The 18,175-nt window shown below is 30.8% G+C and carries 18 protein-coding genes, 3 tRNA genes and 2 rRNA genes (1 of these 23 cut by a window edge); 18 read left to right on the top strand and 5 right to left on the bottom strand.

Going from position 1 to position 18,175, the window contains the following annotated elements:
• The 5 genes from OW730_RS01205 to OW730_RS01185 all read left to right on the top strand — a co-directional run.
• Positions 1–1,073 (top strand): 23S ribosomal RNA (locus OW730_RS01205) (it extends 1,827 nt beyond the left edge of the window).
• 48 nt (positions 1,074–1,121) lie between these two features.
• Positions 1,122–1,238 (top strand): 5S ribosomal RNA (gene rrf, locus OW730_RS01200).
• A gap of 5 nt (positions 1,239–1,243) precedes the next feature.
• A tRNA-Asn gene (locus OW730_RS01195) sits at positions 1,244–1,318 on the top strand.
• A gap of 7 nt (positions 1,319–1,325) precedes the next feature.
• Positions 1,326–1,401: transfer RNA gene (locus tag OW730_RS01190), tRNA-Phe, on the top strand.
• Positions 1,402–1,423: 22 nt separating this feature from the next.
• Positions 1,424–1,497: transfer RNA gene (locus OW730_RS01185), tRNA-Cys, on the top strand.
• A gap of 98 nt (positions 1,498–1,595) precedes the next feature.
• Here the strand turns inward: OW730_RS01185 and OW730_RS01180 are convergent.
• Both OW730_RS01180 and OW730_RS01175 read right to left on the bottom strand, forming a co-directional pair.
• A complete protein-coding gene (locus tag OW730_RS01180; RefSeq protein ID WP_271227352.1) occupies positions 1,596–2,555 on the bottom strand; it encodes a magnesium transporter CorA family protein in 960 nt (319 codons plus the stop codon).
• A 227-nt stretch (positions 2,556–2,782) separates the two neighbouring features.
• The gene (locus OW730_RS01175; protein WP_271227351.1) at positions 2,783–3,946 is read right to left on the bottom strand and encodes a hypothetical protein; all 1,164 of its coding nucleotides are present in this window, start codon (positions 3,944–3,946) and stop codon (positions 2,783–2,785) included.
• Between the two features lie 215 nt (positions 3,947–4,161).
• On the opposite strand from OW730_RS01175, the gene OW730_RS01170 reads away from it, so the two are divergent.
• From OW730_RS01170 to OW730_RS01125, 10 genes are all read left to right on the top strand, one after another.
• Positions 4,162–5,160 carry a L,D-transpeptidase gene (locus OW730_RS01170; protein ID WP_271227350.1) on the top strand — a complete coding sequence of 333 codons (999 nt, stop codon included), beginning with the start codon at positions 4,162–4,164 and terminating at the stop codon, positions 5,158–5,160.
• 94 nt (positions 5,161–5,254) lie between these two features.
• Positions 5,255–5,437, top strand: a complete 183-nt coding sequence (locus OW730_RS01165; protein ID WP_271227349.1) for a sigma factor G inhibitor Gin — start codon at positions 5,255–5,257, stop codon at positions 5,435–5,437.
• A gap of 18 nt (positions 5,438–5,455) precedes the next feature.
• Entirely contained in the window at positions 5,456–6,874 is a 1,419-nt protein-coding gene (locus OW730_RS01160) for an aminotransferase class I/II-fold pyridoxal phosphate-dependent enzyme (RefSeq protein ID WP_271227348.1), read from the top strand.
• A 10-nt stretch (positions 6,875–6,884) separates the two neighbouring features.
• A complete protein-coding gene (tmk, locus tag OW730_RS01155; protein WP_271229496.1) occupies positions 6,885–7,538 on the top strand; it encodes a dTMP kinase in 654 nt (217 codons plus the stop codon).
• Positions 7,539–7,702: 164 nt separating this feature from the next.
• Complete coding sequence (locus OW730_RS01150) at positions 7,703–8,032, top strand: cyclic-di-AMP receptor (protein ID WP_271227347.1); 330 nt, start codon at positions 7,703–7,705, stop codon at positions 8,030–8,032.
• 12 nt (positions 8,033–8,044) lie between these two features.
• On the top strand, positions 8,045–8,980 hold the full coding sequence (locus OW730_RS01145; RefSeq protein WP_271227346.1) for a DNA polymerase III subunit delta': 936 nt from the start codon (positions 8,045–8,047) through the stop codon (positions 8,978–8,980).
• A 1-nt stretch (position 8,981) separates the two neighbouring features.
• A complete protein-coding gene (locus OW730_RS01140) occupies positions 8,982–9,890 on the top strand; it encodes a PSP1 domain-containing protein (RefSeq protein WP_271227345.1) in 909 nt (302 codons plus the stop codon).
• 13 nt (positions 9,891–9,903) lie between these two features.
• Positions 9,904–10,104: a heavy-metal-associated domain-containing protein gene (locus tag OW730_RS01135; RefSeq protein ID WP_271227344.1), complete on the top strand. Its 201-nt coding sequence runs from the start codon at positions 9,904–9,906 to the stop codon at positions 10,102–10,104.
• A gap of 143 nt (positions 10,105–10,247) precedes the next feature.
• Positions 10,248–10,505 carry a YkuS family protein gene (locus tag OW730_RS01130; protein WP_271227343.1) on the top strand — a complete coding sequence of 86 codons (258 nt, stop codon included), beginning with the start codon at positions 10,248–10,250 and terminating at the stop codon, positions 10,503–10,505.
• 144 nt (positions 10,506–10,649) lie between these two features.
• Complete coding sequence (locus OW730_RS01125) at positions 10,650–11,555, top strand: LysM peptidoglycan-binding domain-containing protein (RefSeq protein ID WP_271227342.1); 906 nt, start codon at positions 10,650–10,652, stop codon at positions 11,553–11,555.
• A 38-nt stretch (positions 11,556–11,593) separates the two neighbouring features.
• On the opposite strand, the gene OW730_RS01120 is transcribed toward OW730_RS01125, so the two are convergent.
• The 3 genes from OW730_RS01120 to OW730_RS01110 all read right to left on the bottom strand — a co-directional run bounded on the left by OW730_RS01120 (position 11,594) and on the right by OW730_RS01110 (position 14,628).
• A complete protein-coding gene (locus tag OW730_RS01120; protein WP_271227341.1) occupies positions 11,594–11,857 on the bottom strand; it encodes a cysteine-rich small domain-containing protein in 264 nt (87 codons plus the stop codon).
• 54 nt (positions 11,858–11,911) lie between these two features.
• A complete protein-coding gene (locus OW730_RS01115) occupies positions 11,912–13,885 on the bottom strand; it encodes a fructose-1,6-bisphosphatase (protein ID WP_442945426.1) in 1,974 nt (657 codons plus the stop codon).
• A 170-nt stretch (positions 13,886–14,055) separates the two neighbouring features.
• Positions 14,056–14,628 (bottom strand): GDSL-type esterase/lipase family protein, encoded by a 573-nt coding sequence (locus tag OW730_RS01110; RefSeq protein ID WP_271227339.1) that lies wholly within the window; start codon positions 14,626–14,628, stop codon positions 14,056–14,058.
• 204 nt (positions 14,629–14,832) lie between these two features.
• Here OW730_RS01110 and OW730_RS01105 point away from each other — a divergent pair, with 204 nt between their 5' ends.
• The 3 genes from OW730_RS01105 (at position 14,833) to OW730_RS01095 (ending at position 18,161) form a co-directional block, all read left to right on the top strand.
• Complete coding sequence (locus tag OW730_RS01105) at positions 14,833–16,005, top strand: mechanosensitive ion channel family protein (RefSeq protein WP_271227338.1); 1,173 nt, start codon at positions 14,833–14,835, stop codon at positions 16,003–16,005.
• Between the two features lie 134 nt (positions 16,006–16,139).
• On the top strand, positions 16,140–17,351 hold the full coding sequence (locus tag OW730_RS01100) for an N-acetylmuramoyl-L-alanine amidase family protein (RefSeq protein WP_271227337.1): 1,212 nt from the start codon (positions 16,140–16,142) through the stop codon (positions 17,349–17,351).
• Positions 17,352–17,423: 72 nt separating this feature from the next.
• Positions 17,424–18,161 (top strand): tRNA1(Val) (adenine(37)-N6)-methyltransferase, encoded by a 738-nt coding sequence (locus OW730_RS01095; protein WP_271227336.1) that lies wholly within the window; start codon positions 17,424–17,426, stop codon positions 18,159–18,161.
• Positions 18,162–18,175: the final 14 nt, after the last annotated feature.

Genomic DNA, 18,175 nt, shown 5'->3' with positions numbered 1-18,175 from the left:
CTGACGCCTGCCCGGTGCTGGAAGGTTAAGGGGATCACTTAGCGTAAGCGAAGGTGTGAACTTAAGCCCCAGTAAACGGCGGCCGTAACTATAACGGTCCTAAGGTAGCGAAATTCCTTGTCGGGTAAGTTCCGACCCGCACGAATGGCGTAATGATTTGGGCACTGTCTCAACAGTAAATCCGGTGAAATTGTAGTACCAGTGAAGATGCTGGTTACCCGCGGTTGGACGGAAAGACCCCGTAGAGCTTTACTGTAGCTTAGCATTGAATTTCGGTATTGTCTGTACAGGATAGGTGGGAGACTAGGAAACTGGGGCGTTAGCTTCAGTGGAGTCGTCCTTGGGATACCACCCTGGCAGTACTGGAATTCTAACGAGTGGCCATGAATCTGGTCATCGGACATTGCTAGGTGGGCAGTTTGACTGGGGCGGTCGCCTCCTAAAAAGTAACGGAGGCGCTCAAAGGTTCCCTCAGCGCGGTCGGAAATCGCGCGAAGAGTGCAAAGGCAGAAGGGAGCCTGACTGCGACACCTACAAGTGGAGCAGGGACGAAAGTCGGACTTAGTGATCCGGTGGTACCTCGTGGGAGGGCCATCGCTCAACGGATAAAAGCTACCTCGGGGATAACAGGCTTATCTCCCCCAAGAGTCCACATCGACGGGGAGGTTTGGCACCTCGATGTCGGCTCGTCGCATCCTGGGGCTGTAGCTGGTCCCAAGGGTTGGGCTGTTCGCCCATTAAAGCGGCACGCGAGCTGGGTTCAGAACGTCGTGAGACAGTTCGGTCCCTATCCGCCGCGGGCGTAGGAAATTTGAGAGGAGCTGTCCTTAGTACGAGAGGACCGGGATGGACTGACCTCTGGTGTACCAGTTGTCGCGTCAGCGGCACCGCTGGGTAGCTATGTCGGGAAGGGATAAACGCTGAAGGCATCTAAGCGTGAAGCCCACCTCAAGATTAGATTTCCCTGCCTAGTGCAATAAGATCCCTTGAAGAACACAAGGTTGATAGGCTGGAGGTGTAAGTGTGGTAACACATGTAGCTGACCAGTACTAATAGATCGAAGACTTAATCTTAACTTACTTTGTGCAATTTTGAAGGAACATCCTTCAAACAAAATGATATCTGGTAATAATGGCGTGAAGGTTACACACCTTCCCATTCCGAACAGGATTGTTAAGCTTCACAGCGCTGATGGTACTGCACTGGAGACGGTGTGGGAGAGTAAGACGTTGCCAGGTAATATTCCGCGATAGCTCAACGGTGGAGCACTCGGCTGTTAACCGATAGGTTGGAGGTTCGAATCCTCTTCGCGGAGCCATTTATGTGGCTGGATAGCTCAGTCGGTAGAGCAGAGGACTGAAAATCCTCGTGTCCCTGGTTCGATTCCTGGTCTAGCCACCATTTTTTATTTTAAAGTTTATATGGCGCCATGGCCAAGTGGTAAGGCAGAGGCCTGCAAAGCCTTTATCCCCGGTTCAAATCCGGGTGGCGCCTCCAACAAACTCATTACATTACGTAATGAGTTTTTTTTACTTAAGAAATTAATCAGTGTTTAATTTAAAAACCCACTTACGCTATATTGTAAGTGGGTTTTATTAAAATAATTTCTTTTTATACATATATATTATAGATCCTAAACTTAAGATAATTGCTATTCCTGTAACTTTCCAAAATCCAAAGGGGTCTCCACCGGAATCTATACCAAAAGGTATTCCACCAACATTCATTCCCCATAGACCTGATATGATTGTGGGAATAGTAAACACAATTGTTATTGTTGTTAAGAATTTCATTACAATATTAAGGTTATTGGAAATTACAGCTGCAGATACATCCATGGTACCTCTAAGAATATCGGCATATATATTTGTCATCTCAATTGCCTGTTTATTTTCTATGATAACATCTTCTAAAAGATCTTTATCTTCATCATAACGTTGTAATAACTCAAGCTTAAGCATTTTTTCAAGTGTTACTTCATTAGATTTAAGAGAAGTTGAGAAATAGATTAATGAGTTTCTAAGTGATAGAAGCTGCATGAATTGTCTATTACTCATAGCTTTTTGAAGTTTTCTTTGAATCATTAAGCTTTTCTTATCTATTTGTCTAAGGCTTGTTAGATATGAACTTGCTACTCTATATAAAATTTGGAGTATAAATCTTGAACGTTTATAAGTATAGAAATCCTTAACTCTATTCTTGATAAAATCTTGAAGTAATCTACTGTTTTTTAAACATACAGTTACTATGTTCTTTTCTGTATAAATAATTGCCAGAGGATAGGTATCATATGTTAAGGAATTCTCTTCTTTTTCACTGAAAGGTATGTCTACTACTACCAATAAATTATCATCTTCTAACTCAATACGGGATGATTCCTCATCATCTAGAGCCGCATTTAAGAAATCTAAAGGTAAATCAAGTTTTTTAGATAGAAGATGGATTTCATGATCAGTTGGGGAAACAACATTAACCCAAGAACCAGGTTCAATCTCATCTATTTTATTTAAGTTTACATTATCATTTATATTAAAAGTTTTATAAATGGAAATCATTGTGAATCACCACTCTTTATTAAATTATTTTAAAATATTGAATCTACTTAAATTATTGTTATAATACAATAATTTAATTATATTACATACATGTGTTTATTCCAACATTAAATGTTGATTTATAAGAAGTGGATAATTATTATATTGATTATCTGGGGTGATTATAATAAATTTACTCCACAAAGAATTTCAAGCATCTTTATAAATTTATAAAGATGCTTGAAATTCTAATGATATGTGAGTCTATTAAAAAATTCATTTGTTATTTCTTGAAGTAGATCATTTCTTTCAAACAGATCAATGATTGTTGCAGTAGTAGCTTCTATTCCTTTTAGTATTTGCTGTTCTCCATATTCACTAACAGATGCATCACCAAATTCTTTTGATGGGAAAGCAGTTGGATTTTTTTCTTCACATAAAGATATATGAGGAACAACACATGGGGTTGTATGGCTTAAAGCACCTATACTTACTCCTTGAGCTTCATACAGAGATTCTTCAAAATTAATGATTCCTTTCTCTTTAAGATTACTTTCAAATAATCTATTTAGCTTATGAACAGATACTAATTCCTTACAAGGTGTTTCATGAATATCTACTTCACTGTCCAAATTGAGAAAGTCACCAACAGATTTAGAATAATTTCTTATCTTCTTCTCTACATCATAACATTGAGAGGAAAACTTTGTTCTAATATATAAATGACCTTCTGAACAAGCAGGAAAACTATATGGATTTTTTTCGCCTTTCAAACTTACAATATTTATATCACACCGACTACATAGATTTTTTATTAGATGATTTAATGAATTACAAGTAATATTTAAAGCATCCATTGTAATTGTATTAGCATAACCATCAATAGCTTTCTCTGAAGAGAAATTAAGCTTAAGAGGAGTAATACAAGCAGAGGCTACATTAATAACATTTTTAATATAAGCTTTTGGAGAAATTATTATATCCATATCCTCAAAGCAGCCTTGATTGGCCATAGTTAACTCAGCTCCTGTGATATCATTACCTGGACAACCAATAACATAAATTGTTCCACTAGGTATTTCAGATATAATTTTACTAAGACCTATAGCAGAACCGATAGACATAGTTGTAGAGGCATTAACGCCAGTAAAATGAGCATCATTATCTGATACTGAATATTTACATATGAGGCATATTTTTGGATGACCATTTCCTAATTCAGCACAGAATGAAGTGGGGATTGAACAATAATTTTTTTGAACTTTATAATTGAAATTTTCAAGAGTCTTTGTTAGAAAATCTAAACATTTGTTTTCTTCATAACTTTTTTCAGGATTGTTATAGATAAATTTATTAACATCAAAAATATCTCTTCTTACCGTACTTAAGAAAGAAACTACCTTTTGTTTCATGATTATCACTCCCTCAATATATAAGTCATAGTGTAATGGTTTTTACATGGATAGTAATTTGATAGTTATTTTTATAAGTCCAAATCATCACTAATTAGTATTCCCGTGATATAAGTTTATATTTTTAATTTATTATGGAATAATTTGACAATAAAATCATAAATTTAAGTGTATATATATAAATGGAGGTGCTCAAGATTTTAAAATATAAAAAAATGATTATGATTTTTTTCCTTGTTAGTGTTATTTTTTCACATTATGAGAGAATCTATGCATTTGAACTTACCAAAGACAAAGAAAAGAAACCTATAATATTAACTACTTCAATGGATATATTATTTTCTACTAATATTAATAGTGAATGTGAAAATAAAGATATAATATTTAGATATATTTATGATGAAGAACAGATAAAAGAAATTGAGAGCATCATAATGGAAAATGATATAGATAAAATAATATATATTACTACTGATGATGATAGTAACAAAACTTTTATTGAAATGATAACTAAAAGCATTAGCAATCAAATTACAGTTGAGATATTTAAGGTTTTTAACTATGACGCTATAGGTGAATTACTTAGCAGATATACTAATAAAGAAAAAGAACGAGAGAATGAAATAAGTATTAATGTTATTAATAGAGATGAGGCATCTAGATACTATATTTACAAAGAAGCAAACACGGCCAATGGAAATATAGGATTTATATATGGTAATCTTTCCGAGGTTAAAATTTTAGGAAAAGAAAAAGAATTTTATAAAGTACAAGCTATAAGGTATTCAGATAAAAAAGATGTTATTGGCTATATTCCAATAAAGGATATAAAAACTAGACAGCTTAACTCAAAATATAATGTTATTGTTAGTATTGAAGACCAAGTAATAAGTGTTTTCTATGAAAATGAACTCATAAGAGAAATAATCTGTTCCAGTGGAAAAAAATGGTACGAAACACCTAAAGGAAGATTTATAATAGGCAGACGAGGGCATAGCTTTGGATCAAGTACTTATACTTGTTATAATTGGGTTAGATTTAATAATAATTATCTTTTCCATAGTGTTTTATATAATAAAAATGGAACTGTGAATGAATATGAATACAAAAAATTAGGAACACCAGCATCTCATGGATGTATAAGAATGCCGCTTGATGATTCTAAATGGTTCTATGATAATATTCCTGAGGAAACATTAGTTACTATAAAATAATTCTAAGAAATTTAAAAAAAATTAGGTGGACAAAATAAGATGGACAAGAATTCTGAATAGAATATAATATAGCATTAACTCTGTTGGAGGACTTATGAGAAATTGCAAATGTATAGTGTGCGGAAGAACCCTAAAAGATGGTATAATATTAGAAGGAAAATTAATATGTTCGAGATGTGAGAAAAGAATGCTTATAGAGAATAATTATACGGATATATACAAACTGATAAAGAATAGAATAAAAAAACATATAGTTCCTAATATGAAATACTATTGATAAGAATGAGGTGTTCAAATGACTAGGGTACCAATAGCTGAACGTATACAAGAGTATATAAATAAAAAGTGTATATATTTTTGTATGCCAGGACATAAAATGGGAAGAGGATTTAATCGAGATGAAATAGGAAAAGGTATTCTAAAAAATATAATTACTGGAGATTTAACAGAGGTTGATGGTTTAGATAATCTTCATAAGCCTGAAGAGGTTTTAAGAGAAGAATTAGAGTTATTAAGGAAAATTTATAGTACCGAAAAATCTTATTTTCTTGTGAATGGAAGTACAAGTGGTAATATGATAATGATTTTTTCGGCTTTTGAAGAAAATGACAAAATTATTGTGGAAAGAAACTGCCATAAATCTATTATGAATGGGATTATTTTAAGAAAATTAAAGCCAGTATATGTAGACCCATATAATTATGATAAATATGACACTCCTCTTGTACCACAAGAGGAGTTAATTATTGAGATGATGGAAAAGAATGAAGATGCGAAGGGAATTATTCTTACATATCCTAATTATTTTGGTATATGCTTTGATCTTGAAAAAATCATAATAAAAGCTAAAGAGCTAAATATGATGGTTATAATTGATAGTGCTCATGGAGCACATTTTGGTTTTAATGCAAGACTACCTAAGTCAGCAGTAGAGCTAGGTGCTGATGTTGTTGTTGTTTCAGCGCATAAGACATTACCTAGTTTGACGCAAACTGCGTATCTTCATGTAAATAATTTAGAATTGGTAGAAAAGGTTGATAGATATTTTAGTATGTTTTCAAGCACAAGTCCTTCATATTTATTTATGCAAAGTATGGCATATAGTAGATATTATCTTGAGAAATATGCAGAGAAGGATTATCATTATCTTATAGATGTATGCGAGTATTATAAACAAAAGATTAATGACTTAAATAAGTTTAAAGTTTTTAATGAAAATAGAAGCTATATTAATATAGATAGAACAAGGTATACGATAATAGTTCCTATAGGATATAGTGGTAAAAAATTATATGATTATCTTCTTTATAATAATATTCAACCTGAAATGAGTAATCACAGATGTGTAGTTTTGATATTATCATATTTCAATACAAAGGAAGAGTTTGAGAAACTCTATGAAGTACTTAGGAACTGTAATATGGAAAATATCAAAGATGATAGTTACTCTTTTAAAATGCAGGAGATAAAACCTATAGTCAAATTTTTACCTCATGAGGCAATTAACATGAAAAAGGTTAGTATGAATGTTGTTGAGTGTGAAGGGGAAATATGTGGAGAAGAAATTATACCATACCCACCAGGAATTCCATTACTTAATCCTGGAGAGTTGATTACAAAAGAAGCTATTGAATATATACAATTCTGTCTAAAAAATAATATTCAAATATTTGGAGTAGATAGGGATAAAATACTTATATTAGAAAATAATTAAGAAGAGGTGCATTATGAGAGGATTATTTATAACTTTAGAGGGTGGCGAAGGTTGCGGAAAGACTACTCAGATAGAATTATTAAATCAGTATTTTAAAAATAAGAAGATAAACTTTATAAACACAAGAGAACCTGGTGGAATAGATATATCGGAACAGATAAGAGAAGTAATATTAAATAAAGACAATACTGCTATGGATTCTGTTACTGAAGCTATGTTATATGCTGCTTCAAGAAGACAACATATGATTGAAAGGGTTATACCGGCTTTAGAAAGCGGAGTCACAGTATTATGTGATAGATTTGTAGATGCGTCATTAGTATATCAAGGATACTCTAGAGGGATAGGTATAGATCAAGTCATGAAGATAAATGAAGCTGCAATTGAAGGATATATGCCGGACTTAACCATTTATTTAGATATCGAACCAACTTTAGGTCTTGAGCGAATTCACTCAAATGAAAATAGAGAAATAAATAGGTTAGATCTTGAAGGAATAGGATTTCATGAAAAAGTTAGAGAAGGATATATGCTAATCGCAAAGAAGTATCCAGAGAGAATAAAAACTGTGGATGCATCAGGATGTATTGAAGATGTACATAAAAAAATAGTAGAAGTTATTGAAGATTCTTTGAAGAATTATGAAAATAAGGTTCAAGAATAAAATAAATTTTTCAGCAAATAGATTAAGGTTTTAAGTATAAATAAACTTATATATATTCAAAACATATTGAAACCTTGTGATTTTGAGATATGCATAAATTAAGTTATACTATAAAAACCTTATATATGATAAAATATAATTAAAATAAGAATTAGGAGGATACTATGAAGCTTGTAATTGCAATTATTCAAGATGAAGATGCTAATATTCTAACTGACAGATTAACCGAAGAAAAATATGGTGTAACTAAACTTGCAACTACTGGAGGGTTTTTAAAATCAGGCAATACTACGCTTATAATAGGAGTTGCTAAAGAGAAGGTTAATGATGTTATTGATATTATAAAGGATGAGTGCAGTACAAGGAAACAGATAGTAACTTCACCGACACCTACATTAGGCACTACAGGCGTTTTTGTTCCTTATCCAATAGAAGTTACTGTTGGAGGAGCTACGATATTTGTTGTAGATGTAGATCAGTTTCTTAAATTTTAATGAGGTATAGATATGATTCTGAAGGATATTATTGGACATAAAATGAATATACACAATATGGCTAATGCAATAAAAGAGGGAAAATTTGCTCATGCTCATCTAATAGTTGGAGAAGATGGAATTGGAAAAAGTGTTATAGCAAAGGGTATAGCGCTTGAAATTCTAGGATTAAAAAGAGAGAGAGAACATATAGATATACTCCAATGGAGAATTGGAAAGAATAAAAAATCAATAGGTGTTAATGAAATTAGAGAGTTGATTAAAGAGGTTAATAAACGACCATTTGAAGGTGACAAGAAAGTTATAATAGTACATGATGGTAATAACCTTACACCTCAAGCTCAAAATGCCTTCTTAAAAACTATTGAGGAACCACCTAAAGGAGTTTTTATTATTGTTCTTAGTGATAATCTTGAAAGTATATTGGGTACTATACAATCTAGATGTCAAATTCATAAGCTAAGAAAACTCGCTAATAATGACATGGAAAAATTTATTCACAGAGAACACAGTAATATTTCAGAAGATTTATTGCAGATGGTTTTGAGTTTTTCAGAAGGAATTCCAGGAAGGGCTGAAAGATTTCTTGAAGATGAAATATTTAAGGAACTTAGAGTTTTTTCTATTGAATTCTTTAAATCTAAAGTTGATAATAAATTATTTGAATGTACTTCAAAACTATTATCATATAAAGCAGATTGGGATGATTTATATAGTTGTTTAGTTAACTTAATAAGAGATATGATTATAATAAAAGAATGTTATGATGAAAGTATGATTTTAAATAAAGATTATCTAGAGGATATAAAGTCAATATCAGATGACTATTCATATAAATCATTAATAAATATGCTTAAAAGTATAAATAAAACAAATGAAAATATAGTAAAGAACTTAAATTTTAATATAGCTATTGAAGTAATGCTACTAGAGTTACAGGAGGTGTAATATGGTAAAAGTAACAGGGGTTAGATTTAAAAAAGCTGGGAAAATATATTACTTTGATCCAGCGGATTTAGATATAAAGAAGAATGATGATGTTATAGTTGAAACAGCTAGAGGTATAGAGTATGGAAAAGCTGTTATAGGTATAAAAGAAATAAATGAAGAGGAGATAGTATCTCCACTTAAGAATGTTATAAGGATAGCAACAGAGGAAGATAGAGAAAAGCATAAGATAAATAAAGAGAAGGAAAAAGAAGCTTTTGACATATTTATAGATAAAATAGAAAAACATAGTTTGATAATGAAGCTTATTGATGTAGAATACACATTTGATAATAATAAAATAATATTCTATTTTACAGCTGATGGAAGAGTCGACTTTAGAGAACTTGTAAAAGATCTAGCATCAGTATTTAGAACACGTATTGAACTGAGACAGATTGGTGTAAGAGATGAGGCAAAGATGATTAGTGGATTAGGACCTTGTGGAAGACCATTATGTTGTTCAACATTTTTGGGAGAATTTGTTCCTGTATCTATAAAAATGGCTAAGGAACAAAACTTATCCTTAAATCCTTCAAAAATTTCAGGAATATGTGGAAGATTAATGTGTTGTTTAACTTATGAGCAAGAATCTTATGAAGATGTAAGAGATAGAATGCCAAAAGTTGATTCTATCGTTATGACTCCATTTGGAAAAGGAACAGTTGTAGAAAATAATCTTCTTAGAGAAACTCTTAAAGTAAAGATTACTATTACTGAGAATGAAGAAATAAAGTTAGTAAATCTTAGTGATGTTGAACTTATAAGCGGACATTTTGAAGCTGATAAAGAGTATGAAGAAGATATAAAAAGAGAATTAAAAAGCAATGAAGATAGAGAAGCTCTAGAGGAATTGTTTAAAGAGAATTAGGAGGAAAAAACAAATGAAAGAAGTAATCAGTATTTGTGGTATGAAATCTTCTAAGGATGTAAACAAAGTAAAACAAGCAATTTCATTCAATGATGGTGTTTTAGCATGTAAGATTGAAAGAAAAGAAGGAAAAGCTGAGATTGTATTTAATCAATATACTAATATAGACGAGATAATTGCATCTATAGAAGAAATGGGCTTTACTGTGATTTAAACTTAAATTTAAAATTCATTTATTAAAGGGTATGAGAAATCATACTCTTTTTTATTTGATTAAAGTTAAAAGCTTAGAATATAAGTAGCATATTTGCAAATAATAAAATTATAAAATCTATTCAAGGAAGGAGAAATCTAAAAATGAAAAAGGTTGCTGTACAAAAAGGGCTGGGACCTATAAAAAATCATTTAGAAAATGAAGGATTTAAAGTTAAAGAATTTGATAATAGAAAAAAATCAGCTAAAAACTATCTCAATAAATTTGATGCAGTTGTCATAACTGGAGAAAGTAAAGATTTTATGGGTATAGAAACTACTTTGACAAATGCGTCTGTGATTAATGCAGATGGTATGTCAGCAGAAGATGTTAAAAATGAATTAGATAAACAAATGACTTAAAAAATAATAATACTATATAAAATAAAAGAGAACCTTAGGTTCTCTTTTATTTTGGAAAACATTAAAAAAAATAAGAAAAGTATGCTTTATATGTATAAATTAAGTCTATGTGGGAATTATTAAACATAGGAAGGAGCGATAAAAATGAAATATAAAAATCAACTAATAATTGGTGGTTCAATTTTAGTAGTAATTTTAGCTGTATTTATAGGTACTAGATTAATAGGGAATGTATCTCAGGAAGATAGTACTTTAGGTAATGGTATGATAAACAACGAGATAAGTGATATTGCTGATGACGGGATAATAGATGATGAAAAAGTAGATCAGGATAAAAATATCGAAAACACAAATAAAGATTCAAAAGAAAATACTAAAGATGAAAAAGATACTACATCAAAAATGGATGAAAAAGAAAATACTGATGAAACAAATAAAGATGTAGATGATAAAGAAAAAACAGATGACACAGATAAAGAATTAGATGAAAATAAAAGTGATGAAACAAACAAAAAAACTGATGATAACAAAGAACTTAATGAAGAAAAAACTAGTAAAAATGTAGATGAAGATGGAAATATTATAGATGAGACAAAAGATAGTGATAAAGAATTAAAGCAGAGCCAAGGAAAAAATGTTGTTTATGTATTTAAGAATAAATACATAGTTCAACCTAAAGAAACATTAAGTGATATTACTAAAAAATGCTTAATAGCTAATAAATTAGATGTTTCAAATAATATTTATTTTGAGCATGCTAAGAAGCTTATATCAAAAGTAAATAATATAGCAGATCCTAATTTAATAATCACTGGAAGTAAGATGATTATACCTACTAAGGCTAATTTTGAAAACTTATTGCCTGAAGGAGAAGCATATACAATTAAGACTGGAGATACTATTTACGATATAGTTGTATCTAAGATGTCTTGGTGTAAAGATTATCATAAAGCTATTGAAATGTTGATGAAACACAATAATATTACAGATGAAAATGCTATTAAAGCAGGAATAACTATATATATTCCTCAACAAGATGGAGAAGTATAAACTAAAAAAGAGCTGACCGAAAGGTCAGCTCTTTTCTTTTAGTCTAAGTTTTTTTGTGCTAATTCACTTATTTCAGACCATTTTTTCATTATATAATCATAGCCGTTTTCGGAATGAGGTATTAGACAATCACTACAATCCTTCACTCCATATTTTACTTTGAAATTACCACCACAATCTTTTCCAAGCGCATATAAAGGACAGTAGCAGAAGAGGCAGTTAAATTTGGACTCATCTTTTACTTTATGGCAAGGAAAGTATTCGCATGATTTATGACTAAAGAATTTGAAATTATTTTCCATATAATCACCTCAAGTATTATTATATCTCTATATAAAAAGCTTAATCAAGTTAATTTATTTTTCTTTTATTACCCCTTTTCTATATGCAGCAAGGAGCATTTTTAAGTCATCAATTTGACCATGGAGTTCTTTACCTTTGTCTGTATCTAAAATTCTTATTCGTTTGAAGTTCTTTTCAAGTACTATTGTTGTAGAAAGAATATCTTTCTCTTCGGAAATTGCTTTTTGTATAGATTCAAATGGTGCGTGTGATGCTAGCATTAAGCCTAAAGAATTATATATTAGTGTATAACCAGCAATTCCTGTTTCAGGTTGGTATGCTTTTGAGAAACCACCATCAATTACTAGGAGTTTACCATTGGCTTTTATTGGGCTTTCTCCCTTTTTTGTTTTAACAGGCACATGTCCATTTATAATATGAGATATGCTTGGATCAAGGCCAAACTCACTAAGAACCTTTTTACAAATATCTTCATTATTTCTAAGAGTAAAATAAGGATTCTTCTTTTCTATGTGTGATGCCTTGTCATCAATAAAATATCTTTCAAAAGTGGTCATCTTATCCTTACCAAATAGAGGTGAGTTTGGACCACACCATAAATACCATAACACATCTAGTGAAAACTCCTTATTTTCAGATTTTCCGAAGTAAGCTTCTCTAGCAAGTCTATCAAATAAATTAAGAAGTTTTTCACCATTAAAATGAGAGTCATTATAACATATTTCAGTGAAATCACCATTTTCATTCATAGGTATACAACCATGATATAAAAGGTTAGAATTGTATTTTAAATACATACTTCCATTTGAGTAAAGGAATCTAATATGTTTCTGTAGTTTTTCACTATTTTTAAAAGAGAATGTTAGCTTATCTAATAGATCACTCTCATCTGATGTAAGACTATAAGGTGATTTAGGATCTATTGTTGGAAAATCTTTATCATTCAAAGGGTATACCTTATCTTCAATGACAATAGTATTGTCTTTAAAATTAATCTTATCTAATAATAGACGATCATTCATTTTGAACTCAGGATGGTTCATTATGGTTTGACCTTCTAGTTTAAATTGAATTATGGATATGGCCTTATGCATTTTAGCTAATAGCTTTAAATCTTTCTCATTATAATGAGATTCATTAGCTATTTTAGGATGAAATGATGAACAAGGATCATCATTATAATGTTCCAGAGCAAAGGTTGCCAATGGAAGCATATTTATACCGTAACCTTCTTCTATAGTATCTAAGTTAGCGTATCTAGCAGATATACGTATAGCATTGGCCATACAAGCCTTATTACCCGCAGCAGCCCCCATCCAAATAATATCATGATTTCCCCATTGAATATCAACTGAGTGGTAGTCAATAAGCTCATCCATTATTATATGGGCTCCAGGACCTCTATCATAGATATCGCCAAGAATATGGAGGTTATCTACGGATAAGCGTTGTATTAGTTTGCAAAGGGCAATTATGAATTCTCTTGCTCTGTCGATGTTTATAATACTATCTATAATTTGATTATAATATTCTTGTTTATTCAAACCATTTTCATTTTCATGAAGTAATTCTTCAATTATATATCGAAAATCATTTGGAAGGGCTTTTCTAACCTTAGAACGTGTATATTTTGATGATACATTCCTACAAATTTCTATAAGCTTGTAGAGTGTAATCTTATACCAGTCATTCATATCAGGCTCAGTTTTTTTTACAATATCTATTTTCTGTTCTGGATAGTAAATCAAAGTTGCTAAACTTTTTTTCTCACATTCCATTAGGGAGTTACCAAATATATCTGATATTTTTCTCTTTATAACCCCGGAAGCATTTCTTAAAACATGAGTAAATGCTTCATACTCACCATGGATATCTGTCAAGAAATGTTCAGTTCCTTTAGGTAGGTTGCAAATTGCTTCAAGATTTATAATTTCAGTACAAGCAGCTGCAACAGAAGGATACTGCTTAGACAGCAATTCTAAATACTTGCTATTTTTTTCAAGAAAATCAACACTATAATTATTCATCATATTTTACCTCTAAGTTATATATTATTTAAAAAATAAAACATACTATATTTAAATAATTCAATATATATTATACTATAAAAATGTGATAATGTAATTATCTTATTCAAACTTAACGTATGAAACCCATAAAAGTAAAAATGTGTATAAGGGCTTCGTGGATAAATTATTCATAAAAATGGTTGTATTTCTTGGGAAATAAATTCAGCCAGCTGACTATTTCCATATGAGTTTAAATGAATTCCATCAGAATGATAATTTTCAGTATCACATATACTTTTAAAATATGAAAAGATATCAATAAATAGAATATTTTTTGAAGAACAAAAATCTTTAAATAAATCATTAAGGTAAGTTTGTTTGAGTAATATTTGAGAATAATTGAGGTAGCTATCCCATAGTGAAGAGGCCATATGAATGTTGATTGGTGGTTGAGATAACATAATAGGGATTATGCCAGATGAAAAAGAATCTTTAACAATAATATTAATATTTTTAATTATGCTCTCAGGAGAAGTGTTTCTCATTAAGTCATTAAGTCCAATCATAATAAAGCACATTGAAGGCTTGGTACTCATAACATCTTTTTCCCAACGCATTAATAATCCTGTTGAAGTATCACCATTAATACCTTTATTGATAAAAGAAGGATGAAGATTTTTGTTTATTATTGAAACCCAGTTTTCATTTAATGAAACGCCATAGCCAGCTGTTAGGCTGTCTCCTAAGCATAGTATATTCATCTTTTATCCCTGCTTTCTGTAAATAATATTTTGTTTATATAATAACATAAATAGGATAGATTTAAGAATACAAATTATAAATGAATATCTTCAAGGATTAGAGTTAAAAACCAAATTTAAAGAATGTTAATTTGCCCTATAACCTAACATGGATGTATAATATTAATTGAATAAATATTGATTTCGGTGAGGGGTGGATTTAAATTGGATTTTAATAATATTACTCTGCAATCAGTCCTTGATTTTTTTATAAAAACGATACATATTAGAGAGATTGGTTTAGCTTTAGGTCTATTTTTAATATTGAACTTTATGAGAAGAGTGGTAGTTAAGAAGATATATAAACGTTTAATGAAACATGCTGACAAGACAAAGAATGATATTGATGATAAGTTATTCAGGAGTTTTGAGAAACCTATTAATATATTATTGAGTATAGCTAGTATATGCGGTGCTATATTATTTTTTCTTCAAGTTACAACAAGTAAAGAAACAATAACAGAGTTAATAACTTATGACTTAACTATTAAAGTATTGAGGACTGCAGTTCTTTATTGCGTTACATGGGGAGTTTATAATGTAACTAAAGAAAAATCAGTTATGTTTGAGAACCTAAAAGAGCGTTTAGGAATAAAGGTAGATAAGATATTATATCCATTTATAATAAAATGTCTAAGAGTATTGTTAGTGATTGCAGCATTATTACAAATATTACCTATATGGGGAATTAACATCAGTACATTAATTACAGGGGTAGGTCTTGGAGGATTAGCATTTTCACTTGCTGCTAAAGATTTTGCTTCTAATATAATAGGAGGAGTTGCTTTAATACTAGAAAAACCTTTTAATATTGGAGATTGGATATCAGCAGACTCAATTGAAGGGGTTGTTGAAGATATATCTTTTAGAAGTACAAGAATAAGAACATTCTCTCAAGAAATGGTTATAGTACCAAACTCTCTTCTTGCGAATACTTCAATAACAAACTATACAAAGAGAGGAAAGAGAAGAATATCATTTAATCTAGGGGTTACATATGATACACCTAGAGAGAAGATAAAGTTATGTATAGAACAAATAGAAAGTATGTTAAGAGAACATAATGATATTCATCAAGAAACTATATTTGTTACTTTTAATGAATTTAGCAGCAGTAGCTTAGATATATTCCTGTATTTCTTCACAAAGACAACAAATTGGGGAGAGCATCTGAAAATAAAAGAGGATATCAACTTTAAGTTAATGAAGATATTTGAGGATAACGGAGTAAGTTTCGCATTCCCAAGTACAAGTATTTATATAGAAAACACAGGTAATGGAGTTAAAGAAACATCTATTGATAAAGCTATTAAAGCAGTAGCAGTAGATAAAGAATAAATTTTGAATTTACCAACAGTCTGATAAGTAGTAAGGCTGTTGGTTTTCTTTATAATAATTACATATTATGATAAAATAATTATATATTTTGTTTTTAAATGAAAAATTAACTAAACTAAAAGGAGCAAAATAATATGACTCGTAAAAAGAAGAAAAAATCAAGTTTAATATTGCTAGTATTTGTGGGAATTTGTCTTGGGGTGATATTTATGACCTTAGGAAATCGTGATAATAAAGTTGTTGCAGGTGAGAAGATATCTTCAAAAGATACAAATAATGAAGAAGTAGCTAAAGATATTGATAGAAAAGATAGCTCTGATAATCACAAAGAAAATGTAGTTAATGACAAGAATGATGATAAAAAATCAGATGAGATCGATAATGCAAATAAAGAAGAAAATCAGAGTAAAAATGATGAGACAAAAGAAGAAATAAAAGAAGATTCAAATACAGAGACATCTACAGATGAGAAAAAAGAGGTTACAGAAGAACCATTAAAAAATGAAACAAAAAATGATGAAAATAAGATTCAAGAAACAATTAAAACATCAAATTCTAAAAGTAAAGTTGATGAAGCATATCCAAATGTTAAGAAGGTTACATATGATCCTAGTAATAATATTATACTGATTGATCCGGGTCATGGTAATAGATCTAACCTAGAAAAAGAACCTAATGCTCCAGGATCTAGTGTTATGAAGATTAAAGATGGAGGAGGGGCAACAGGGTCTTTCACTAAGGTTCCAGAGTATATAATAGCTATGGATGTTTCTATGATGTTAAAAGAGAAACTAGAGGAGCTAGGGTATATAGTTGTAATGACAAAAACTACTCATGAAGAAAGTCCAGGAAATGTAGAGAGAGCTGAGATTGGAAATAATGTAGGTGCAGCGCTAGCAATAAGAATGCATGCTGACTCAGCAGGAACTCCAAATGCATATGGGGCATCAATGTTAATACCTGATTTAACAGAGCATACTGCAGCTATATATGATGAGAGTAAAAGATGTGGTAAAATACTTATTGATGCAATGGTAGAGGAAGCAGGAATGTATAATAGAGGATTAAAGCCTAGAAAAGATATTACTGGGTTTAATTGGTCAAAGGTGCCGGTTGTATTAGTTGAAATGGGATTCTTAAGTAATGAAAATGAAGATAGATTACTTAATACTAAAGAGTATCAGGAGAAGATAGTTATAGGACTAGCTAAAGGAATAGTAGAGGCACTGCCTATACAAACAGTTCAAGAAGTAGATGCTCAAGAAGGCAAGTCAAGTGATAGTACTGTTAACTCAGAGCAAGTAGAACAATCAGATGAAATTGAAGGTATTGAAGAGAATAATTAGTAGCATATTATAATATGATAAAACATTGAGGTAGGATAAGGACTCCTACCTCAAAACAATTAGAGGTGAGAAATGGAAATACTAAGAAGTGGAGAAACATTGGATGATTTACAGCTAAAAGGTATACACGTTATACAGAAAACAGATGGATTCAGATTTGGTGTAGATGCAGTTATATTAGCAAACTTTGCTAACATAAAGAAGCGAGGAAGTGTGGTTGATTTATGTACAGGGACAGGTATAATTCCGTTTATATTAGCAGGTAAAACTTCAGCTGAAAAAATTGTAGGAGTTGAGATTCAAGAAGAATTTGTTGATATGGCAAATAGATCCGTTGAATATAATAATCTTCATGATAAGATTAGTTTCACTCATGGTGACTTGAAGGATAAGGCATTATTAAAGAAACTAGGAAGGTTTGATGTAGTTACAGTAAATCCTCCATATAAACTTAAGAATTCCGGAATAATCAATGAGAATGATAAAAATGCTATTGCAAGACATGAGATATTGTGTACACTTGAAGATGTTATATCAGCTTCAAGAGATTTATTAAAAGATAATGGAAGGTTTTTTATGGTTCACAGACCAGATAGAATGGTAGATATATTGACTCTCATGAGAAAATACAGGATAGAACCAAAGAGAATAAGGATGGTACATCCTAGTGAAGGAAAGGCCGCTAATATTGTTTTAGTTGAAGGTCAGCGAGATGGAGGAAAGTTTCTTAAGTGGGATCCACCTCTAAATATTCATACTGCTGAGGGTGGATATACTGAAGATATTATAGAAATGTATAAAGAGAGATAAAAACATAGTTGACA

Origin of the sequence: Oceanirhabdus sp. W0125-5, from assembly GCF_027938815.1 — a bacterium.
GTDB lineage: Bacteria > Bacillota > Clostridia > Clostridiales > Clostridiaceae > Oceanirhabdus.
Note: the sequence above shows the minus strand (reverse complement) of the source record. Positions and strands in the feature narration are given on the sequence as shown.